22 protein-coding genes and 1 pseudogene are annotated in these 21,555 nt (G+C 65.5%); 6 read left to right on the top strand and 17 right to left on the bottom strand.

Annotation, left to right across the window (positions count from 1 at the left end; genetic code table 11):
- Window positions 1-59: 59 nt before the first annotated feature.
- The 4 genes from JHD67_RS12540 to gltX all read right to left on the bottom strand — a co-directional run bounded on the left by JHD67_RS12540 (window position 60) and on the right by gltX (window position 3,011).
- Complete coding sequence (locus tag JHD67_RS12540) at window positions 60-485, bottom strand: MerC domain-containing protein (RefSeq protein ID WP_199099522.1); 426 nt, start codon at window positions 483-485, stop codon at window positions 60-62.
- Window positions 486-595: 110 nt separating this feature from the next.
- Complete coding sequence (locus JHD67_RS12535) at window positions 596-1,105, bottom strand: transcriptional repressor (RefSeq protein ID WP_199099521.1); 510 nt, start codon at window positions 1,103-1,105, stop codon at window positions 596-598.
- An 18-nt stretch (window positions 1,106-1,123) separates the two neighbouring features.
- Complete coding sequence (locus tag JHD67_RS12530; protein ID WP_199099520.1) at window positions 1,124-1,414, bottom strand: hypothetical protein; 291 nt, start codon at window positions 1,412-1,414, stop codon at window positions 1,124-1,126.
- A 196-nt stretch (window positions 1,415-1,610) separates the two neighbouring features.
- Complete coding sequence (gltX, locus tag JHD67_RS12525; protein WP_199099519.1) at window positions 1,611-3,011, bottom strand: glutamate--tRNA ligase; 1,401 nt, start codon at window positions 3,009-3,011, stop codon at window positions 1,611-1,613.
- A gap of 31 nt (window positions 3,012-3,042) precedes the next feature.
- On the opposite strand from gltX, the gene JHD67_RS12520 reads away from it, so the two are divergent.
- Window positions 3,043-3,825 carry a transporter gene (locus tag JHD67_RS12520; protein WP_199099518.1) on the top strand — a complete coding sequence of 261 codons (783 nt, stop codon included), beginning with the start codon at window positions 3,043-3,045 and terminating at the stop codon, window positions 3,823-3,825.
- A 54-nt stretch (window positions 3,826-3,879) separates the two neighbouring features.
- Here JHD67_RS12520 and JHD67_RS12515 read toward each other — a convergent pair whose 3' ends face one another.
- Window positions 3,880-4,314 (bottom strand): DUF4399 domain-containing protein, encoded by a 435-nt coding sequence (locus JHD67_RS12515; protein WP_199099517.1) that lies wholly within the window; start codon window positions 4,312-4,314, stop codon window positions 3,880-3,882.
- A gap of 159 nt (window positions 4,315-4,473) precedes the next feature.
- On the opposite strand from JHD67_RS12515, the gene JHD67_RS12510 reads away from it, so the two are divergent.
- Both JHD67_RS12510 and JHD67_RS12505 read left to right on the top strand, forming a co-directional pair.
- Entirely contained in the window at window positions 4,474-5,634 is a 1,161-nt protein-coding gene (locus JHD67_RS12510) for a glycosyltransferase family 1 protein (protein WP_199099516.1), read from the top strand.
- Window positions 5,603-6,175 carry a phosphatase PAP2 family protein gene (locus JHD67_RS12505; RefSeq protein ID WP_199099515.1) on the top strand — a complete coding sequence of 191 codons (573 nt, stop codon included), beginning with the start codon at window positions 5,603-5,605 and terminating at the stop codon, window positions 6,173-6,175. Before JHD67_RS12510 ends, JHD67_RS12505 begins: the two co-directional genes overlap by 32 nt.
- 600 nt (window positions 6,176-6,775) lie before the next feature.
- On the opposite strand, the gene accD is transcribed toward JHD67_RS12505, so the two are convergent.
- From accD to trpB, 3 genes are read right to left on the bottom strand one after another with little or no spacing between them, the layout of a single operon-like run.
- Window positions 6,776-7,648, bottom strand: coding sequence for an acetyl-CoA carboxylase, carboxyltransferase subunit beta (gene accD, locus JHD67_RS12500; protein WP_199099514.1), 873 nt, complete (start codon window positions 7,646-7,648; stop codon window positions 6,776-6,778).
- 53 nt (window positions 7,649-7,701) lie between these two features.
- Entirely contained in the window at window positions 7,702-8,502 is an 801-nt protein-coding gene (gene trpA / locus JHD67_RS12495) for a tryptophan synthase subunit alpha (RefSeq protein WP_199099513.1), read from the bottom strand.
- Window positions 8,499-9,710, bottom strand: a complete 1,212-nt coding sequence (gene trpB, locus JHD67_RS12490; protein WP_199099512.1) for a tryptophan synthase subunit beta — start codon at window positions 9,708-9,710, stop codon at window positions 8,499-8,501. The genes trpA and trpB overlap by 4 nt, the downstream gene beginning before the upstream one ends.
- A 109-nt stretch (window positions 9,711-9,819) precedes the next feature.
- Here trpB and JHD67_RS12485 point away from each other — a divergent pair, with 109 nt between their 5' ends.
- Window positions 9,820-10,725 carry a LysR family transcriptional regulator gene (locus JHD67_RS12485; RefSeq protein WP_199099511.1) on the top strand — a complete coding sequence of 302 codons (906 nt, stop codon included), beginning with the start codon at window positions 9,820-9,822 and terminating at the stop codon, window positions 10,723-10,725.
- 191 nt (window positions 10,726-10,916) lie between these two features.
- Here JHD67_RS12485 and JHD67_RS12480 read toward each other — a convergent pair whose 3' ends face one another.
- The 9 genes from JHD67_RS12480 to prmB form a co-directional block, all read right to left on the bottom strand.
- Entirely contained in the window at window positions 10,917-11,534 is a 618-nt protein-coding gene (locus JHD67_RS12480) for a phosphoribosylanthranilate isomerase (RefSeq protein ID WP_199099510.1), read from the bottom strand.
- Window positions 11,531-12,298: a tRNA pseudouridine(38-40) synthase TruA gene (gene truA, locus JHD67_RS12475; protein ID WP_199099509.1), complete on the bottom strand. Its 768-nt coding sequence runs from the start codon at window positions 12,296-12,298 to the stop codon at window positions 11,531-11,533. The genes JHD67_RS12480 and truA overlap by 4 nt, the downstream gene beginning before the upstream one ends.
- A 119-nt stretch (window positions 12,299-12,417) precedes the next feature.
- The gene (locus JHD67_RS12470) at window positions 12,418-14,892 is read right to left on the bottom strand and encodes a FimV/HubP family polar landmark protein (protein ID WP_199099508.1); all 2,475 of its coding nucleotides are present in this window, start codon (window positions 14,890-14,892) and stop codon (window positions 12,418-12,420) included.
- A 178-nt stretch (window positions 14,893-15,070) separates the two neighbouring features.
- Complete coding sequence (locus JHD67_RS12465; RefSeq protein ID WP_199099507.1) at window positions 15,071-15,364, bottom strand: hypothetical protein; 294 nt, start codon at window positions 15,362-15,364, stop codon at window positions 15,071-15,073.
- Window positions 15,364-16,392: an aspartate-semialdehyde dehydrogenase gene (locus tag JHD67_RS12460; RefSeq protein ID WP_199099506.1), complete on the bottom strand. Its 1,029-nt coding sequence runs from the start codon at window positions 16,390-16,392 to the stop codon at window positions 15,364-15,366. Before JHD67_RS12460 ends, JHD67_RS12465 begins: the two co-directional genes overlap by 1 nt.
- A 120-nt stretch (window positions 16,393-16,512) precedes the next feature.
- The gene (locus tag JHD67_RS12455) at window positions 16,513-17,532 is read right to left on the bottom strand and encodes a D-glycerate dehydrogenase (RefSeq protein WP_199099505.1); all 1,020 of its coding nucleotides are present in this window, start codon (window positions 17,530-17,532) and stop codon (window positions 16,513-16,515) included.
- A gap of 55 nt (window positions 17,533-17,587) precedes the next feature.
- Window positions 17,588-18,676, bottom strand: a complete 1,089-nt coding sequence (aroC, locus tag JHD67_RS12450) for a chorismate synthase (protein WP_199099504.1) — start codon at window positions 18,674-18,676, stop codon at window positions 17,588-17,590.
- Between the two features lie 35 nt (window positions 18,677-18,711).
- On the bottom strand, window positions 18,712-19,272 hold the full coding sequence (locus tag JHD67_RS12445) for a GNAT family protein (RefSeq protein WP_199099503.1): 561 nt from the start codon (window positions 19,270-19,272) through the stop codon (window positions 18,712-18,714).
- 6 nt (window positions 19,273-19,278) lie between these two features.
- Window positions 19,279-20,205 (bottom strand): 50S ribosomal protein L3 N(5)-glutamine methyltransferase, encoded by a 927-nt coding sequence (gene prmB, locus JHD67_RS12440; protein ID WP_199099502.1) that lies wholly within the window; start codon window positions 20,203-20,205, stop codon window positions 19,279-19,281.
- A gap of 93 nt (window positions 20,206-20,298) precedes the next feature.
- On the opposite strand from prmB, the gene asd reads away from it, so the two are divergent.
- A complete protein-coding gene (asd, locus tag JHD67_RS12435) occupies window positions 20,299-21,144 on the top strand; it encodes an archaetidylserine decarboxylase (RefSeq protein WP_199099501.1) in 846 nt (281 codons plus the stop codon).
- 151 nt (window positions 21,145-21,295) lie between these two features.
- Window positions 21,296-21,555: pseudogene (locus JHD67_RS12430) on the top strand (hypothetical protein); the annotation flags it as partial.

The raw sequence follows: 21,555 nt of genomic DNA, 5'->3' as shown, positions 1-21,555 counted from the left end.
CGCGAATGCTAGGAACCGCCTGCCCCGTTACACAATCACGGCGCGTCGCGCCGGTGGCGTCAATGGGCACACTGCGGCCCATGCACATGCAGCGCGCGGTGGGTACGAAGGTTGACGAAATGCGCCGAGGCGACCAGCAGGCCACCGCAGGTAACCAGCACGCTATGCAGTGCCACCGAATAACTTTCGGCAAAGGTCACGCCCGAAATCAGCAGAAGCAGTCCCGGTAGCGCCAGCAGCAGGGCGAGTGGTCGACGGTGGTGGCGATAACCGCTGACCAGGCTGATCAGCGCCAGTGCGCAGGCGAACATCACAAAGCCGCGTTCAAAGCGGTGATCGGCCAGGAAACCCAGCCCCAGCAGCGGCAACACGGCGAGCACGAAAGGCAGTGCCGCGCAGTGAATGGCGCACAGGAACGATGCCGTAGCGCCGACTCGATCGGCGAGGGACCACCAGCGCTTCTTGTTCTCTTCTCGGGCTTCCATCGGATTGGAACCGGGGCGTCTCGGGTCGGGCCGGGGAGCCCAATGGAGCCATTGTTACATTATAACGTCTCAAACGCAAACCACGAAAACGGCCACGCAGCGGGGGCTGTTCAGGCTTTGCGGCAGTTCCTGCAGAGGCCGTGGACTTCCAGCGTTTGGGCCTGCGGACGGAAGCCGAAGGCCTTGGCCTGGGCTTCGATCAGCTCGGCCACGCGCTCGTCGCACACTTCCTGGGCGCTGGAGCAGTTGTCGCAGATCAGGAACGGCACCTGATGCGCCTCGGCCGGGTGATGGCAGGAGACGAAGGCATTGATGGATTCCAACTTATGGATGAAGCCGTGCTCAAGCAGGAAATCCAGCGCGCGATACACCGTGGGTGGTGCCGCGTTGCCGTGCCGCTCGCGCAGTTGATCGAGCAGGTCGTACGCCTTGATCGGCTTGCCTGCGGCGGCGACCAGTTCGAGAACTTCCTTGCGCAGCGGCGTGAGTCGCAGGCCACGCTCCTCGCTGGCATGCTCCACCGCACGCACGAAGCTCTGCGCATCGTCGTGATGGTGGTGGTGCTCGTGCGATTTGCTGGAAACGGTCTGGCTCAATCGATTCACCTCGTGGGCCATCATACACCCCCACGCAAGAGCCTACGTTCGACGGCGGCCAGGCAATGGCGGTGGTTCGACGCGAGGCTTGGCGCGCGGACGCCACAACACCACGAACCAGCCCAACGGCCCCAAGAAAGCGGCCCACAGCACGCCTTCAAGCAGGCGCCCGCGCCACCAGCCGATGAGGGCACCCACCACCAGGAACAGCACGCTCCACCAGAACAGCGCCGACCACGGCAGCATGCCCATCAGGTTGATGAACACGCGCAGGAAGGCATCCGGGCTATCCGGGTCCACGCCCTGCATCGCCTTGTCCAGCCATGGATCCACGCGGTGTCTGCCGATCGATGCGCCAGACCGCATGATGAAGGGTCGGCGAGCCGCTTGCACCCTTGGGCGATATTTCTTCGATCTAACGCACGCGATCGTCGAGGCACGCTTGCCCGACCACCTGCGCCCCGCAGGCATGCCTGGGCATGCGGTGCGATCAGGGCAGCGCGTGCCCGCCCTGATCGTTGGGCGTCGCTCAGCCCTTCGCCTTGGCGATGGCGTCATCGATGCGCTTGAGCGCTTCTTCGCGACCGGCCAGGAAGATGGTGTGATCGATGGAGGGCGACACCTGCGTGCCCGTCATCGCCACGCGCAGCGGCTGGGCGATCTTGCCCATGCCCAGCTCCAGCTTGGCGGCCACCTGCTCGATCACTTGATGGATGGGTTCCGGCGCCCAGGCGCAATCGAGCAGCAGTGCCTTGGCGGCGACCAGCACGGATACCGCGCTGTCGTTCTGCAGATGCTTGGCGACGGCCTTGTCGTCCCACTCCACGATCGGGCCGTACCAGATCTTGGCGCGCTCAGCCATTTCCTTCAGCGTCTGCACGCGATCGCGCAGCGCCACGATCACATCGGCCGGCTTGGGGCCCTTGCTGAAATCGATGCCGGCCTGGGTGAGATGCCATTCGAACTCCGGCGAGATGGCCACAGGGTCCTCGCTCTTTAGGTAATGCTGGTTGAGCCAGGACAGCTTGGTCACGTCGAAGCGCGAGGCGGCCTTGTTCACGTCGGCCACGTCGAACAGGCGGATCATTTCCTCTTCCGAGAAAATTTCCTGATCGCCGTGCGACCAACCCAGACGCACCAGGTAGTTGAGCAGCGCGTGCGGCAGGAAGCCGTCGTCGCGGTACTGCATCACGCTCACCGCACCGTGGCGCTTGCTGAGCTTCTGGCCATCCGGGCCAAGGATCATCGGCAGATGCGCAAACTCCGGCACCGGCGCGCCCAGCGCGTGGTAAATGTTGATCTGGCGCGGCGTGTTGTTGACGTGGTCGTCGCCACGGATCACCTCGGTGATGCCCATGTCGATATCGTCCACCACCACGGCAAAGTTGTAGGTGGGCCAGCCATCCGAACGGAAGATCACCAGATCGTCCAGTTCGGCGTTGCTCCATTCCACCCGGCCCTTCACCTTGTCGTCGAACATCACCGAGCCTTCCAGCGGGTTCTTGAAGCGGATCACGCGATGGGGATCATCACGAAACGGCTCGTTGCGGTCGCGGTAATAGCCGTTGTAGCGGGGCTTTTCGCCCTTGGCCATCGCCTCGTTGCGCATGGCCTCGATCTCATCCTTGCTCTCGTAGGCGTAGTAGGCTTTGCCCGCCTTGAGCAGTTCGTCGGCCACCTGCTTGTAGCGCTCCAGTCGAGCGGTCTGGTAGATCGGGCCGTCGTCATGGCGAAGACCCAGCCAGCTCATGCCATCGAGAATGGCCTGCACGGCCGCTTCGGTGGAGCGCTCACGGTCGGTATCCTCGATGCGCAACACGAATTCGCCGCCGCGGCGACGCGCCTCCAGCCAGCAATACAGCGCCGTGCGGGCGCCGCCGATATGCAGGAAACCGGTGGGACTGGGAGCGAAACGGGTGCGAACGGTCATCGGATTTTCTTGAAGGGATCGGAGCGAAGCGATGGATTTTAGCCGATCTGGGCGATGGCACCGTGTCTTTTCAGCCACCTTGCTGCTGTGCGGGGCCGCCACGGCCTGGGCAGAGGACATTCCGGGGTTCGATCGCCCCGGCTTCGGCTTTGCCACCAACGCCCTCTACGCCGGCCAGTTCGCCTACGAACAAGGCTTGCCCGACTGGAGCCGCACGCGTGACCACGGCAGCACCAGTGATCAATCCACCTACGACACGCTGTTTCGCTTCGGCCTGGGCTCGGGCCTGGAATTGCAGGTGGGTGGCTCACCCTATAACCGCTTGCGCCAGACAAGCGACGGCGCGACACAAACCAGCTACGGCCACGGCGACACCACCCTGGGCCTGAAATGGGCCCCCACACCACCGAACGAGACTTGGGCATGGGGCGTGCTGGGCAGCGTGGAGCTTACCGATGGCGCACGCGATTTCCGCAGCGATCATCCCGTTTACACGCTGGGCGTGGTGGTGGACCAGACCCTCAGTCCACGCGCGGATATCAGCTATTTCGCGCAATGGCAGCGCAGTGGCGGGCGCGACAACTATCTCATCGCTCCCGACTACAACTACCAGTTCAATGACCATTGGGGCTGCTATGGCGAAGTGGCCCTGCTGCGCGACGCGGACCATCGCTACGGCACGCAGGCCGGTGGCGGCCTGACCTGGCAACCTCGATCGAACCTGCAGTTCGATACCTGGTTCCGGCGTCGCCTGGGTGGACAGGCCGCCGTGTGGGAGGCCGGTGTAGGCGTGGCAATGTACTTCGGCCGCTGAGTGGCCCCACCCGTCGCGCCATGGCCCCGGCTACGGGACCATGGCGGAACACGGTTACTTGACCGTGATGGTGATCGGCTTGGATACCACCGCAGGGTCGAACGGAATGTGGTTCTCGTCCGCCAATTCCAGCTGCAAGGTGTGCTTGCCCGGCGCCAGCTTGAGCGTGGCTTCCGTCTGGCCATTACCGAAATGCAGGTGATGATCGTCCTTGGGAATCGGCTGACCGGCGGCAGGCAGGTCCTTCACATCCACCAGCAGGTGGTGGTGACCCGTGCCTTCCTTCTTCATGCCGGCGGGAGCCACACCCATGCCCTTGAGGCCAAATACCACGGTTACGTCCGGGCCGACCACGGCGCCGTCCCTGGGCGAAATGATGTACACCTCGGCACCCGCCGGTGCCTTGGTGACCGGCAGGCCTGGCGCATCGGCGGCCATGGCGCCGCCGCACAGGGCGGTCAGCGCGAGTGCAAGCAACATGCGTTTCATCGACGTCTCTCCACGATAAGAAAGTGCGGCCAGTGTACTCGGCCATGCCGTGGTGGGTGTTCCAGCCCGTCACCGTCGTCACGCCCACGTCATACAAGCGCCACGCCCCCGCAACGCCCCGGGAGGAACCTGCACAGGGCCAGCCAACGGTATGTTCAAGTGCGCATAGGCATTGTCAGCGAAACCTATCCACCCGAAATCAACGGCGTGGCACTGACCGTGCACAGCCTCGCCGCCGGGTTGGCGTCGCAGGGGCACACGGTGGATCTTATCCGCCCCCGGCAGGCGCAACCCTTCGACGACGAACCGGGCATCGTGACACTGGAAGTGCGCGGCGCGGCCCTGCCCCGTTATCCGGGTCTACGGTTCGGCCTCCCTGCCGGCGGCACGCTGCGGGAGCGCTGGAAGCGGCTACGGCCGGACGCCATCTATGTCGCCACCGAAGGCCCGCTGGGCTGGTCGGCCGTGCGCACCGCCAAGCGCATGGGCATTCCCGCCGCCACCGGCTTCCACACGCGTTTCGATACCTATGCCAACCACTACGGCGTAGGCTTTCTCACGCCCATCGTGCGCCAGTATCTGCGTCGCTTCCATTGCCGCGCGGGCGCCACGCTGGTGCCCACTCAAGCCCTCGCGAACGAATTGCAAACGCTGGGCGTCGGTACCGCACGCCTGCTTCGACGCGCGGTCGACACGCACTTGTTCCACCCCAGCTATCGCTGCGCGACATTGCGCGATCAGTGGGGTGCGGACGGCAACACGCCGGTGGTGCTCTATGTGGGCCGTATCGCCCCAGAGAAGAACCTCGACCTGGCGGTACGCACGTTCCGCGCGATCCAGCAGCAGGTACCCAAGGCACGCTACGTGTGGGTGGGCGATGGCCCGGCCCGCGCAGCGCTGCAGGAGGCCAATCCCGATTTCATCTTCGCCGGCATGCAGCGCGGCGAGGCCTTGGCGCGCCACTACGCCAGCGCAGACCTGTTCCCGTTCCCCAGCCTCAGTGAAACCTTCGGCAACGTGATCCTCGAAGCGCTGGCCGCCGGCCTGCCGGTGGTGGCGTACGAGGAAGGCGCCGCGCGCGAACACCTCCATCACGGGCAGAACGGTTACCGCATCCATATCGGCGACGAGAAGGCATTCATCGCATCGGCGACCACTCTCGCCAGTAACGCCAGCCTGATTCGCCATATGGGGCGCGCGGCACAGCAGAGCATCGCCAATCTGTCGCCCGATGCCGTGATTCGCGAGTTCGAGACCCTCTTGCGAGAACTGGCCCAGGAGAACGTGCATGAACACCCTGCCACCGCTGCACACGCCTGATCTTCCCGCCGGTCCGCGTTTCGCCCTCGATCGCCGCATGTGCGTGGCGGCCAACCGTTGGGGCACACGCCGCGCGGTGGGTGCGTTCTTCGGCATCATCAGCCGCCTTGGCGATGGCGTGTTCTGGTACTCGCTGATGGCCGTACTCGCGCTCGTGGATGGTCGCCGTGGCCTGCTCGCTGCCGCGCAGATGGCCCTCACCGGACTCACCGCACTGTTTCTCTATCGCGTGCTCAAGCGCTGGACGCGCCGCCCGCGCCCGTTCCGCGCCTGCCCTGGCGTTATTGCCCATGTGCCGCCGCTGGATGAATTCAGTTTCCCTTCGGGGCACACGCTGCAAGCGGTGAGCTTCACCGTGGTGGCACTTGCCTGGTATCCGCTGCTGGCACCGCTGCTGCTTACCTTCACCACGCTGGTGGGGGCATCGCGCGTGATCCTGGGCCTGCACTATCCCAGCGACGTGATCGCGGCGACGGCCATCGGCAGCGCGCTGGGCGCACTCTCGCTGTGGCTGCTGCCGCTGCATGCCTTGATGGCATAGCTCACGCGTGGATTGCGCAATTGCGCATCAATGCGTCGCATCGCGTTTGCGTTCAACGAGATAGCCTAGCTATCCACAGGCTACACCCACGTGCGTCCACATTCGCTGTGGAAAACCCGCGCATGCACGCATGCCTCGATCACGCACGCGCTGCGCAATTTTTCATCACGACGTACTGACACCTTTACGCAGCAAGGACTTGCGGTACTTTTCCACAGCTTTGCTGGAGATACATCCACACGTGCTGTGGAAAACCTCGCATGCACCGCCGTCTGCGAATGCAGCGATGTTGCGCATTTCTTCATCAACGTGTCGCGTTGTGCTTTGCCAGCAAGGAGTTACTGCACTTTTCCACAGCTTTACGCGTGCCGCATCCACAGTAGCTGTGGACAACACGCATGGCTGCGCGCGTACGCTGATCAAATAGTAGGCACGGTGTAGCAAGTGCTTGTCGGCAAAGGTGGGAATCGCACTTGCCCACAGGCTTACCCAGCCCGTGTCCACATTCGCTGTGGAAAACGCGTTGGATACGCCACCAAAAAAAACAGCGCCCGGCTGAGCGAGGCGCTGTTGGAGATACCGAACTACCTTGGTGCGCGATCAGGCGGCGCGCGGCGCCTTCATCAGGATGCCGAGCAGATCCGCCAGCTTGTCGCGCATTTCGCGACGATCGACGATCAGGTCGATGGCCCCGTGCTCCACCAGGAATTCCGAGCGCTGGAAGCCTTCCGGCAAGGTCTCGCGCACGGTCTGCTCGATCACGCGCGGGCCGGCGAAACCAATCAGCGCCTTGGGCTCGGCCACGTTGATGTCGCCCAGCATGCCAAGGCTCGCGGAAACGCCACCGGTGGTGGGATGCGTCAAAACACTGATATAGGGCACGCCTGCATCGCGCATGCGTGCCAGCGCGGCGGAGGTCTTGGCCATTTGCATCAGCGAGAACAGCGACTCCTGCATGCGCGCACCGCCCGTCGCGGAGAAGCAAACCAGCGCGCTGCGATCGGCCAGCGCGCGCTCGGCTGCGCGAGTGAATTTCTCGCCCACCACGGAGCCCATCGAGCCGCCCATATAGGAGAACTCGAACGCCACGGTCATCAGCGGACGTCCCTTGAGGCGACCGCTCATGGCGATCAGTGCATCTTTCTCGCCAGTGGACTTCTGGGCCGCCACGATGCGATCGCGGTACTTCTTGGAGTCACGGAACTTGAGCGGGTCGTTGGGCTCCATGCTAGCCCACAGCTCCTGCATGGAACCCTCATCCAGGAACGACTCCAGGCGCGCCCGCGCCTCGATGGAGTGGTGATGGCCACACTTGGGGCAAACCATCAGGTTGCGCTCGAGCTCCGGCCGATACAGCACCGTGCCGCAACCACCGCACTTCTCCCACACGCCTTCCGGCACCTTGCCCTTGCCGGCGTTGCCGGTGGTTTCCGTGCGAGCACGGGGAGTCATGATTTTCTGGAGCCAGTTCATCGCAACACCTCAAACGTTCGTGACGCATCGCTGCGTCAGGAACGCAGCGTGTCTCAATGCGCATCCAGCACAGCGCGTATCGGCGCCAGGAATGCGGTCGCCCGCGCGGTGACGTCTTGCACATCATCCGCCCCGGCCAATCGCTCTACCAATGCACTGCCGATCACCACCGCATCGGCGAAGTCGGCGATGGCCTTGGCCGACTGCGCATCGCGCACGCCGAACCCCACGGCCACCGGTGCCTTCGACTTCGCACGGATCTCGGCCACGCGCCCGGCGATGTCGCCGGTGCTCAAACGTGCCGCGCCCGTGATGCCGGCGAACGAGACATAGTACAGGAAACCCTGCGCCGACCCGCACAACTGCACCATACGCTCGGGTGCGGTCGTGGGCGCCGCCAGCAGGATCTGCTGCAGCCCCGCGTCGCGCAATGGCTGCAATACAGCGGACTCCTCCAGCGGACAATCCACCAGCAACACGCCATCCACCCCGGCCTGTACGGCCTCGGTGGCGAAACGGGCATAACCGTGGATTTCCACCGGGTTGAGGTAACCCATCAGCACGATCGGCGTGTCCGCGTCGTGCTGGCGGAACTCGGCCACCCAACGCAGCACGTCTCCCAGGCCGATGCCCTTGGCGATGGCACGCTCGCTGGCATGCTGGATCACCGGGCCATCGGCCATGGGGTCGGAAAACGGCACCCCCAACTCGATCACGTCGGCACCGGCCGCGACCAGCGCATGCATCAGCGCCACGGTGTGTGCCGGCGCGGGATCGCCTGCGGTAACGAAGGGAATCAGGCCCGTGCGGCCGGCACTCTTGAGCTGTGCAAAACGGCGATCGATGCGGTTCATACCTGCACTCCTTCGCGGGCGGCAATCGTGTGTACGTCCTTATCCCCGCGACCGGAGAGGTTGCACAGCACTAGGCCATCCTTGGGATACTCGCGCGCCAGCTTGATCGCTTGCGCCACCGCATGGCTGGATTCGAGCGCCGCGAGAATGCCTTCGGTACGCGCCAGCAAGTGAAACGCCTCCAGCGCCTCCTCGTCGGTAACGCCAACGTATTCGGCGCGACCGGCGTCCTTGAGGAACGCGTGTTCCGGACCGACGCCCGGATAATCCAGGCCCGCCGAAACCGAATGCGTTTCGGTGATCTGCCCGTTGTCGTCGCACAGCACATAGGTGCGATTGCCATGCAGCACGCCAGGGCGCCCCGCCGCCAGCGACGCTGCATGATGCCCCGTGCCGATGCCCTCACCCGCTGCCTCGGCGCCGACCATGCGCACGCTCGCATCATTGAGGAACGCGTGGAACAGGCCGATGGCGTTGGAACCACCGCCAACGCAGGCGGTGATGACATCCGGCAGGCGACCAAACTGCTCCTGCATCTGCACACGCGCTTCGCGGCCCACGATGGCATTGAAGTCGCGCACCATCAGCGGATACGGATGCGGGCCCGCCACCGTGCCGATGATGTAGAAGGTATCGGCCACGTTGGTGACCCAGTCGCGCATCGCCTCGTTGAGCGCGTCCTTGAGCGTCTTGGAGCCGGAGGTGACCGGCACCACTTCGGCGCCGAGCAGCTTCATGCGATACACGTTGATCTTCTGGCGCTCGATATCCACCGCGCCCATGTACACCACGCACTTGAGGCCAAAGCGCGCCGCCACCGTGGCGCTGGCCACGCCGTGCTGGCCTGCACCGGTCTCGGCGATGATGCGCGGCTTGCCCATGCGCTTGGCCACCAGCGCCTGACCGATGGTGTTGTTGATCTTGTGCGCACCGGTGTGATTGAGGTCTTCGCGCTTGAGCAGGATACGCGCGCCGCCCACATGCTGGGACAGGCGCTCGGCGTGGTAGATCGGACTGGGTCGGCCGACGTAGTACTTCAGGTCACGGTCCAACTCGGCCAGGAACGCGGGGTCTTCGCGCAGGCGCAGATACGCCTCGGTCAGCTCGGCCAAGGGTGCCATCAGCGTTTCGGCGACATAGCTGCCACCGTAATTGCCGAAACGGCCGTGCTCGTCGGGATAGACGCTGAAATCGGTGATTTTGCTCATGAATGGCACTCGCGGGGAGGCGTGGGATGCATTCGCCACCCTACCCCAAAGGCGCCTTTCCCAAAAGCGATATGATGGCCATCACCTGTCAGGAAAACTCACATATACCATGCCCCGCCCACTGCCCTCGCTCAATGCCCTGCATGCGTTCGAAGCCGTTGCCCGCCTGGGCAGTGTGAGTCAGGCGGCCAACGAACTGCACGTCACCCACGGCGCGGTGAGCCGACACATTCGCGCACTGGAAGAGGAGCTGGGCACGCCGCTGTTCCAGCGCCAGGGACGCGGACTGGCGCTCACCCCCGCAGGACAGCGGCTGCGCGACGCCAGCGGCGCCGCCTTTGGACAATTGCGCGAGGCCTGCGACCTGCTGCGTGTCGAACAGGCGCACGCTCCATTCGTGCTGGGCTGTCCGGTGAGCCTGCTCGCCCGCTGGATGATTCCGCGACTGGAACGCCTGATGGCGGACCTGCCCGACCTCGACCTGCACCTGCGCCCGCAGGAGGCACCGTTCGACGAGGCGCTCGGCGGGCTCGATGCCGCCGTACTTGCGGGAGAAGCGCCGTGGCCTGGCGGCTGGCGTGTCCAGCCATTGGCCAATGAACGGGTGGGACCGGTCGTGAGCCCCAGCCTGGCCAAGGAGTTGCACCTCGTACGCAGCCGGCCCCAGGCGGTGACGCGCCAAGCGCTGCTGCATACCGTGTCGCGACCACAGGCCTGGACACGCTGGGCGCAAAGCACCGGCATTGCGCCCGCCAAGCTGCAACTGGGCCAGGGCTATCCACACCTTTACCACCTGATCGAAGCGGCCGTGGCCGGGCGTGGCATGGCAATCGCCCCCGAGCCACTGGTCGCCGATGACCTGGCATCCGGCCGCCTGGTAGCGCCCTGGGGCTTCCAGGACACTGCCGCGCAGTGGGTGCTGGCCACACCCGCCCGCGCGACGGCAGAGCGATCCAACGCGCTTGCGACATGGCTGAAGAATGCGTTCGCACGCAGCGTTGCACCAACGCCATAGCGATATTCCCCGCCGTTTGCACCGCACGCTGGTGCGCGGCGATGACGCCGCTGCGCAATTGCGCATCACCGCGTCAGTAACGTCGACGCGTCAATGAGATAGACCACCTATCCACAGGCTTTTCCCGGTCACATCCACATTCCCTGTGGAAAACACGTCGCATAGGCGCAACGCGGCACGCATAAGCGAGCTCAGCCCGCGTGGCGCACGGCCTCGATGAACGCGGCGAGCTTCTGCGGGTCCTTGATGCCCGGCGCGGACTCCACGCCACTGGCCACATCCACCGCCCACGGACGCGCTACGCGAATAGCCTCCGCCACGTTGTCCGGGGTGAGGCCACCGGCAAGCATCAAGGGCTGCCGAACATCGGCCGGCATCAGGTGCCAGTCGAAAGCCTTGCCGCTGCCACCAGCCTCACCGAGACCGTGTCCATCCAGCAACAGGCCCGCCGCACGCGGGTACTCGCGCAGACGCGACAAGGCGGCAGCGCCCTCGCCCATGGCAATGGCCTTGAGATAACGACGACCGAATTGCGCGCACCACGCATCTGCTTCGGCGCCGTGGAACTGCAGCAGATCGGGCTGGATCGCATCGATCACCTCCTGCACCCAGATCGCCTCATCGTCCATGAACAATGCCACCGTACTCACCAGGGGCGGCAACGCCTCCACGATGGCACGCGCCTGTTCGGGCGACACGCGACGTTTGCTGCGCGCGGTGAAAACCAGGCCGATGGCGTCGGCACCCCGTTGAGCGGCCATCACGGCGTCTTCCACGCGCGTCATGCCGCAGCACTTGATTCGCGTCATTGGCTCACCTCCGCCGGCAGGCCCCAATGCGCCTCGTAGCGCGGCCCGAGAAACGTCAGGCCCGAGGCGAGCGCGGTAGGACCGGCGACCTCGCGGCTGCGGCCGGCCAGCAGTTCGGCCATCCACGCCACGGGCTGTTCACCACGTCCGATGGGCAGCAGCGAACCGACGATGTTGCGCACCATATGATGCAGAAACGCGTTGGCTTCGATCTCGACAACGACGTGTTCGTTTTCGCGCCGCGCACTCACCGCGAGCACTTCGCGGCGCGCGTGCGCGGCCTGGCAGGACATCGCACGAAAGGCGCTGAAATCATGTTCGCCGACCAACGCCTGCGCGGCCTCATGCATGCGCCCGGCGTCCAAGGGATGACGCTCCCAGGTGACATAGTGGGCATCCAGCGCGGCACGCACCGTGCGATTGAGGATGCGATAACGATAGCGCCGGCTGCGCGCGGAAAAACGCGCGTGAAACGCCTGATCCACCGGTTGCGCCCACAACACAGCCACGCTTGCCGGCAGGTTGGAACAGGTGCCCAGCACCCAGCCACGCATATCGCGCTGCACCTCGGTATCGAAATGCACGACCTGGCAAAGCCCATGCACGCCGGCATCGGTGCGGCCGGCACAGGTCACTTCCACCGGATGCGCAGCCACGAACGACAACGCCTGCTCCAGCACGCCCTGCACGGTGTTGCCGTGACTCAGTCGCTGCCAGCCGGAGAATTCAGTGCCGTCGTATTCGACGCCCAAGGCGATTCGCATGGAAGAACTGCTGCAGGAAAAATGGAAGCGCAAAGAGTAGCAGCAGCGGCCACCCCAACCCTAAATGAACTCGGGCCGGCAAGGCCGGCCCGAGTGGGTGTAGCGCAAAGCGCGAGCGATCAGCGAATGCTGTCGAGCAGGCGCTTGGCGGCATCCTGCTGCATCTGCGTGCCTTCGTGCAGCACTTCCTCGAGCATCGCCTGGGCGCCATCCGGATCACCCATGTCGAGGTAGGCGCGCGCCAGGTCGAGCTTGGTATCGACCGGGTCATCGCTAAACTGACCCCACTCGTGATCGGATCCGTGCACGGGAGCCAGATCGCTTTCGTGTGCCGTATGCACCGCCTCGGCCACCGGCTCGTGATGGGTTTCTTGGTGGGCCTCTTGCTGGCTTTCGTGATGGGCTTCGTGCGCCGACTTCTCGACCGCCAGCTCGTCCTCCCGGTCAAAGAACTGCCAGGACAGCGGGGGCAGCTCCTCGCCATTGGTGGTGGCGCCGGGCTCGGCGTCGGCGTGGGAGTCCGCCTGGCTAGCGGCGCCCGACGTCGCCGGACGCGGCGTCAGGTCAAAGTCGAAGTGGTACTCGCTGACTTTATGATGCTGCGCGGGCGGGGGCGACGGAATCGGCGGCAGCTCGCTCCCTTGATGATCGACCGCATAGCTGCCCAGGTCAAAATGATGCAGCGCGTCCTTTTCGTCATCGGTCGGTGCGTACACCTGGGCGGCCGCGCCCGAGGCGGCGGCGAACAGCGGGTGCTCCGGGACCAGGTCCTCGCCCATGTGGACAACATCCAGCCATTCCGGCTGGTTCACGTCGCTGACGTGGGCGTGCATGGCCTCGGCGGCGGCTTCGAAATGCTCCACGTCGCGGCGGCTGTAATACAGGCTGACCAGTTCCAGGTGCAGGCCGATGTCATCGGGATGCTCCGCCAGTTGGTCGAGCAGTTCGTCCTGATCCAGGTCGATACCGTCTTCCGACAGCGTCGGCATGGTGCCGAAGCGATCGGCAAGGGAGCTGCCGGAAGCAGCGGCCACGGCAGCCACCGGCTTGCGGCTGCGGCTGCGCAGGCCGAGCAGGAGCAGCAGTACGGCCGCACCCGCGCCGGCACCCCAGGCCCAGGTCTGCATGTACCAGGGTTCTTCGTCCGTCACCGGTGCGGCCGGCTTGGCGACCGGCTTGACCGCTGGCGAGACCGGCGCCGGCTTGGCCATCGCAACCGTGCTGGCGTGCGCCGGCTCGGCCGGCGTCGCCGCAGCGGCGGCCGCTGCACTGGCTGCCGGTGCCGGCGTGGCGACCACTTCCTCGACGGCCGGCTTGGCCGTTTCGGGCTTGCTGGCTTCCGGCTTGGCGGCCTCGGCCTTGGCCGGGGCGCTGCTCGCTGCGGCCAAGGCCGGCTGACCGGCCGTCTTGCGGGCCTCGGCCAGCTTGCGCTGCAGGTCAGCGATTTCGTTGTCCTTGAGCGACAGCAGGCGCTCGTTCTTGCTGTTGATGTCTTCCAGATCCTTCAGGCGCGACTTCAGCTCGTCGCCCTGCTTCTGCAAGCTGGTCAACGATTCCTGGCTGCGCAGCAGATCCTGGTGCAGCGCGGCCATGTTCTTCTCGGCCTTGTCGCCCTTGCTGCCACGACCGGCAGCGTTGTCGGAACCTTCCTTGGCCGGAACCAGGGCAAGATGATCGCCCGCCGGGCCGGCGGTGGTCGGCGCAGACGACGCGTTGGCGCGGGTACCGGCATCGGCCACGACGGTGGGCGTGCGGGCGACGCCCGAACGCCAATCACCATTCTGCTTGCGCACTTGGGCCAAGGCGGCGGCCACGGCCACCGATTGCGCATCCTCACGCGAAGGCACGTGCAGTACGGCGCCTGTCTTCAGCGCATTGATGTTGTCGCGGTAGAAGGCATCAGGATTGGCCTGCTTGAGGGCCAGCAGCATCTGGTTGACGTCCACGCCCTCCGGCGCGGTCTGGTGCGCGATGGACGACAGCGTCTCGCCACGCTCGACCGGACCAAAGGTGCCGTTGGCAGCCACGCGCGGCACCGCCGCCGGCCTGGAGGGCTTCGGAGCGGGAGCGGGAGCAGGAGCAGGAGCCGGAGCCGGTGCGGGCGGCTGTGCCGACACGGCGGCCGGGGCCTGCGATGCGCGCGCCTGAGTCTGTGCATGCGCCGGTGCCGGCGACGGGGTGCTGACAGGCGCGGCGGCTGTGCTGCTGGGCGGATCGAGCAGTATGGTAAATTCGCGCAGATTCTTGCCGGTCGCGTTATTCACCTCGACCAGCAGGTCCAGGTAGGGATCGTTCACCGGCGCGGTGCTGGTGATGCGGATGACTTTCTTGCCGTTGCCGGCATCCACCACGGAGAACTGCAGCGGAATGTTCGGACCTGCTGCGACACCGGCCTGCGCGGCATCACTGGCGGAAGCCAGGCGCGCACTGAGATTGCGCAGCTCGGCCGGGCTATCAGGGTTGACCGGGATCTCGGCAATCAGCGGCTGCCCCAGCGCCGACTTCACCTGGATCTGGCCCAGCTCCAGTGCGGCCGCCTGAGTGCTGCCCAGGGCAAGCGCCAGCCATATCGACAGCTTCAACGAACGATTCATCGTGTATTCCCCCGGACGACCCCATGGCGTTTCTTGTTGGCTGCCGCTAAGGCAACAGCTCCTGGAACGAGGGGCCACTTTAGTTAGGTACAGGCCGATCAACAATAGTACCGACCGATGCTTACGACATCTTGCTGCAGTTTGTTCTTGGGTAGGAAAACGCCCTGGAACCACCCGCTCAGGGGTGGCCGCTTCCCTGCGGCGCCTTCTTCAGCGCCTCCAGTTGCCGCTGCAGCTCGGCAATGGCCTGGTCCTGCTTTTTCAGCTTGTCGTCGGCCTGCTGGGATTTGCCCTCTTCCCGACCCACGTCGCCTTGCAACTGTCGCACCTTGGCCTGCTCCTGGGCGATGGCGCCCTCCAGCCTGGCGGGCTGGCCGCTCTTGCTGCTGGAAGGGGCCGCCACCTGTGCTGCCCGGAGCGGCGAGGCTATCGCCAACAAACCGCACACCAGTCCGGACAACACATGTTTCATCAGAGGTAATCCTCGATCAACAGCTCGGCGATCTGCACGGCATTGAGGGCCGCACCCTTGCGGATGTTGTCCGAGACGATCCACATGTCCAGGCCCCGCTCATGCGAGATGTCTTCGCGAATGCGACCCACGAATACTTCGTCCTTGCCGGCTGCATCGCCTACCGGCGTCGGGTAGCCGCCCGCCTTGCGCTCGTCGATAACTACCACGCCATCGGCGCGCTCCAGCAACTCGCGCGCCTGTTCGGCGCTGAGCTTTTCGCGGGTTTCCACGTGCACCGCTTCGGAGTGGCCATAGAACACCGGCACACGCACCGCCGTGGGATTCACTTGGATGGTGTCGTCCTCGAGGATCTTGCGGGTCTCCCACACCATCTTCATTTCTTCCTTGGTGTAGCCATTGGCAAGGAATTCGTCGATGTGGGGAATCACGTTGAAGGCGATCTGCTTGGGGAACTTCTTGGGCTCCACTTCCTGGAAGCTCAGCATGGCCGCGGTTTGCTGGCCAAGTTCCTCCATGCCGCTGCGACCGGCGCCGGACACCGACTGGTAGGTCGCCACGTTGATGCGCTCGATGCCTGCCGCGCGATGGATCGGCGCCAGCGCCACCAGCATCTGCATGGTGGAGCAGTTGGGGTTGGCGATGATGCCGCGCGTGGTGTACTCGGCAATGGCGTGCGGGTTGACCTCGCTCACCACCAGCGGAATGTCGTCCTGGTAGCGGAATTCGGAGGTGTTATCGATGACCACCGCGCCTGCGGCCGCCGCACGCGGCGCGTGCTCGCGGCTCACCGAACCGCCCGCCGAGAAGAACGCGATGTCGACGCCGTCGAAATCGTAGTCGGCAAGGTTCTGCACGGTGATCTGTTTGTCGCCAAAGGTGATTTTCTCGCCCGCCGAACGTTCGCTCGCCAGCGGCACCAGCTCGCTCACCGGAAACTCGCGCTCGGCCAGGATCGCCAGCAGCGTTTCACCCACGGCGCCTGTCGCGCCAACCATTGCCACCTTGTAACTGCTCTTCTTGCTCATGTCCCGGTATCAGGTAGGAGGAATCGGAAAACCGTCCCGGCGGTGCCGATCTCCGCATCGCGGAAATCTAGCCGGGGCGGCGCGCAAAACAACCTGCGATGCGCATCGCCGTGAATGTCATCACGCTTTACGTATCGCCCAGCGGTCAAACACGGCCGGATTGAGCGGCGTGGGCGGCCTTCCGGCCGACTCGCCGTAACCCAGTGCCGCGATGACATTGTCGATAGCCAGGTTGGCCATGTCGCGACGGGTAGCGGCGCTGGCGCTGGCGATATGCGGGCTGAGCACCGCATTGTCCAACACCAGCAGGTCCGGATGCACGGCCGGCTCGCCCTCGAACACATCCAGGCCGGCCGCCGCGATGGTGCCCTCGCGCAGGGCCGCCGCCAGGGCGGCGTCATCCACGATACCGCCCCGGGCGATGTTCACCAGTACCGCCGAGCGCTTCATCTGCGCCAGTTCGGCTGCGCCGATGGCATGATGGTTGGCCGCGGTGAACGGCAACACCAGCACCAGGAAATCCGCTCGCGCCAGCAGTTCCGCCTTGCTCACCAGCGTGGCGCGGCACTCCTGCTCCACCGCTGCGGGCAGGCGCGAGCGGTTGTGATACAGCACGGGCATGCCGAAGCCACCGGCACGACGAGCCACCGCCTGCCCGATCCGGCCCATGCCGAGAATACCCAGGGTACGCCCGTGCAGGTCCAGGCCCAGCCAATCGTCAAACCGCATATGGCTGCCCGGCCAGTGGCCGGCCCGCAGCCAGCGCTCGGCAGCCCCGATGCGCCGCGCGGCCGCCAGCATCAGCGCCCAGCCGAAATCGGCGACGCTTTCGGTCAGCACGTCGGGCGTATTGCAGGCCAGCACGCCGGCCTGGGTCAGCGCGTCCAGGTCCAGGTTGTTGTGGCCCACGCCCAGGTTCGCCACCACCTTGAGGCGCTGGTTGCCCTCCAGAGCGGCGGCATCCACGCGATCGGTCAGGCCCACCACGGCCGCATCGACCTCGGCCAGGCGAGCTTTCAGCTCGGCCGGGCTGCGCGGCCGTTCTTCGGTCTCGGCCGTTACCTCGGCGACTTGGGCCAGGCGCGCCAGCACCTCGGGGAACAGGGGGCGCGCGACCCATACTTTCGGCTTGCTGGTCATTGGCGTGTACTTCGACTCTTCATCCACCCGCCGCCGGCGGCGGGCATCACAACATTCAGGGAATACGTGGCGCCATGAGGCCCACATCGCCGCACTGGGCGCGATGGCGCAGGGCGTGATCCATCAGCACCAGGGCCATCATGGCCTCGGCGATGGGCGTGGCGCGAATGCCTACGCAAGGGTCGTGACGACCCTTGGTCACCACTTCCACCGCCTCGCCGGCAAGATTCACGCTGCGACCGGGAATGAGGATGCTGGAGGTCGGCTTGAGCACCATCGAGGCCACCACGGCCTGCCCGGTGCTGATGCCGCCGAGGATGCCGCCGGCATGATTGGACGTAAAGCCGTCCATCGTCATCTCATCGCGATGCTGGCTGCCATGCTGGTTGACGGCGGCAAAGCCGTCACCGATCTCCACGCCCTTGACCGCATTGATGGACATCAGCGCGGCGGCAAGGTCGCCATCGAGCTTGCCGTAGATTGGCTCGCCCCAGCCCGGCGGCACGCCTTCGGCCACCACGTTGACCCGCGCGCCTACCGAATCACCCGACTTGCGCAAGGCATCCATGTACGACTCCAGCACCGACACTTCATGCGCGTCCGGCCAGAAAAACGGGTTCTGCTCCACCACATCCCAGTCGAACGAACCGGGCGTGATCTCGCCGATCTGCGCCATGTAGCCACGCACGCGCACTCCGTAGCGCTCGGCGAGCCATTTTTTGGCGATGACGCCGGCCGCCACGCGCATGGTGGTCTCGCGAGCGGACGAGCGTCCGCCGCCACGTGGATCGCGGATACCGTACTTCTGCCAGTAGCTGTAGTCGGCGTGACCGGGGCGAAAGGTCTGGGCGATGTCGCCGTAGTCCTTGCTGCGCTGGTCGGTGTTGCGGATCAGCAGCGCGATCGGCGTACCGGTGGTGACGCCCTCATAGACGCCGGAGAGTATCTCGATATCGTCCGCCTCGCGACGCTGCGAGGTATGCCGGCTCTTGCCGGTGGCGCGACGGTCCAGGTCCGCACGGAACGCTTCCGCGGAAATCGACAGGCCCGGCGGGCAACCATCGATCACGCAGCCGATAGCCGGACCGTGGCTTTCGCCAAACGTGGTGACAGTGAGGAGTTTGCCGAAGGAATTACTGGACACGGGACTCGGGTCGTCTGCGGGGAAACCCTCACAGCTTAGCGCGTGCAGGCCGCCACGGGGCCGTTTGCAACGCGCGCGCGCCATTCGCTGACGAGCATGGCGAAAACCGCATCGTCCGCCCACTCACCGCAAAACCAATAGCTCTGGCGGTGCAGTGCCTCTTGGCGCAATCCCAGGCGTGCCAGCAAGCCCATGCTGGCCAGGTTGCGCGGATCGACCGAAGCGTGCACGCGATGGACGTCCATCGCCCCGAACAGCCAGCCCAACACCTCTTGCAGCGCCTCCTGCGCCAAGCCGCGCCCCTGCTGCGCAGGCGCCAGGCTGATGCCGAACGTGGCCTGCCGGCGCCCATCCAAACAGACGCCGAGGTCGCCGATCAGGCGCCCGTCCTCAGGCACGCGGATGGCCCACTGGAACCAGCGACCGGGCAAGGGCTCGGCCGGCAGGTCATCGATGAATTGCGCCGCCTCGGCCAGCGAGGCCGGCACCCACCCCTGGTAGCGCGCCACGACCGGGTCGGCGCGGTAGGCAAACAGCGCCGCCGCATCGGCCGGATGCAGCGCATCGAGCCGAAGCCGGGGCGTACGCAGCTCCATGCAGGCTCAGCGGCCCTGGCGAACCTGGGCCTCAGCGCGGAAGGCGTCGGCATGCTCGATCAAGTCGCGACGCTCGATGGCGAACACGCCCATCGCACCCACCTTGAATTCGATCCACACGAAGGGCACTTCCGGGAACAACGCTGCGAGGGCGTGCTCGCTCTCGCCCACCTCGACGATGAGCAAGCCGTCCTCGCTAAGGTAGTCGGCCGCCTCGTTGAGCATGCGCACGCAGATGTCCAGGCCGTCCTCGCCCGAGGTCAGACCGAGCTTCGGCTCGTGGCTGTACTCGCCCGGCAGCGCGGCGTACTCGTCTTCGGTGACGTACGGCGGGTTGGACACGATCAGGTCGTAGCGACGCCCCTTGAGGCCGCCGAACAGGTCGGACTTGATCGCTTCCACGCGGCCTTCCACGTGCTGGAAGGCGATGTTCTCGCGAGCCAGCGACAGCGCATCATCGCTGATGTCCACGATATCCACCTGCCAGGACGGGTTGTACTCGGCCATGGCAATACCGATGCAGCCCGAGCCCGTGCACAGGTCCAGCGCGCGCTCGACATGGCGGTGATCCAGCCAGGGCATGAAGCCGGACTCGATCAGCTCGGCGATGGGCGATCGCGGCACCAAGGCGCGGCGATCGCTCTTGAACTTGAGGCCGGCGAACCAGGTTTCGCCCACCAGGTAGGCCACCGGCAGGCGCTCGTTGACGCGGCGCTCGATCAGCGCCAGCACGCGCTCGCGCTCCTCGCCGGTGAGCTTGCCCGCGCCGTAGGCCGGCGGAATATCCGGCGGCAGATGCAGGCTGGCGAGCACGAGGTGGGTGGCCTCGTCGATCGGGTTGTCGTGGCTATGCCCGAACGTGAGCCCGGCCGCCGAAAAGCGGCTGGCGCCGTAGCGGATGAAGTCGATGATGGAGGCGAGTTCGTGGGTCACGGCGGCGTCTGGGCGTCGGAGGGTCGCCAAGTATAGCCGGAGCCGGGCTGTCACCCAGGCGTAATCATCGCCCGCTTCGTTCATACTTGGCGGATGACCTTCAACGTATTCCTCCAATACATCCTGCCGCACCGCGCCCTGTCGCGGGTGGTCTACTGGGCCACGCGCTGGACGTTCACGCCGTGGAAGAATTTCCTGATCAGCACCATCGTGCGCAACTATCAGGTGAACATGGCCGAGGCCGCGCAGCCCGATCCGCTGGCCTACCAGCACTTCAATGCGTTCTTTACGCGCAAGCTGCGCCCCGATGCCCGCCAGGCCGATGCCGACCCCAAGGCCATGATCTCTCCCGCCGATGGCAAGATCAGCCAGACCGGCCAGATCGTCGACGGGCGCATCTTCCAGGCCAAGGGCCAGGAGTACACCGCCGCCGAGCTGCTGGGCGACGAGGCCAGCGCCGCGCCGTACCGCAACGGTCGCTTTGCCACCATCTACCTGTCGCCGCGCGACTACCACCGCGTGCACATGCCGCTGAAGGGGACGCTCAAGGAAACCGTGCATGTGCCCGGTCGCATCTTCAGCGTCGCGCCTTTCGCGGTAGAGGCGATTCCGCGCCTGTTCGCGCGCAACGAACGCCTGGTCTGCCACTTCGAGGGCGAGCATGGCCCGTTCGTGGTGGTAATGGTGGGTGCGATCCTGGTCTCCAGCGTCGCCACGGTCTGGGACGGGCTGGTGATTCCTCCTTACGCCTCGTCGATCCGCCGCAAGTCTTTCGTCGGCCAGAACATCACCCTGGAGCGCTTCGCCGAAATGGCCCGCTTCAACATGGGCTCTACCGTGATCCTGCTGTTCCCCGACGGCACCGTTGAACTGGACGCCCTTGCCTCGCAGCAGCCGGTGAAGGTGGGCCAGCGACTGGGGCGCGAGCTGCACGCCTGAGCCGTCGGCGCGTCAATAGTTTGACGCGCCGACTGACGCATTGCGTCGTTTTGTGACCATTTTGGCGCACGCATTCGCCGGTCGGGGCTAAAGTCCTCCTCCGGCGACGCTCGGCGCGGACGCCACTCCAGGCCCCGACCGAGGACACGCCATGCGCATCGTCACCCGACTCATCGTCATGAATCGCGGACGCCAGTTGAGCCGGCAGTTTCATGAAATCGAGCGCAGCATCCATGCCCTGCCCAAGCGCAGCCGTGCCCGCCTGGGCATGATGACCTTGCGCGAGATCGGCCAGGCATCGCGTACCGATTTCCCCCACTTGTACGGCACCTCGCCGCAGGAGCGCTACCTGCCCTGGGGCCACGGCACCGATATCGGCCTGGCACGCGCCCGCTCGGACAACCCCGAAGT

The organism is Dyella sp. ASV21 (genome assembly GCF_016428975.1).
Taxonomy (GTDB): Bacteria; Pseudomonadota; Gammaproteobacteria; order Xanthomonadales; family Rhodanobacteraceae; genus Dyella.
This window is presented reverse-complemented; position numbering and strand designations above follow the sequence as displayed.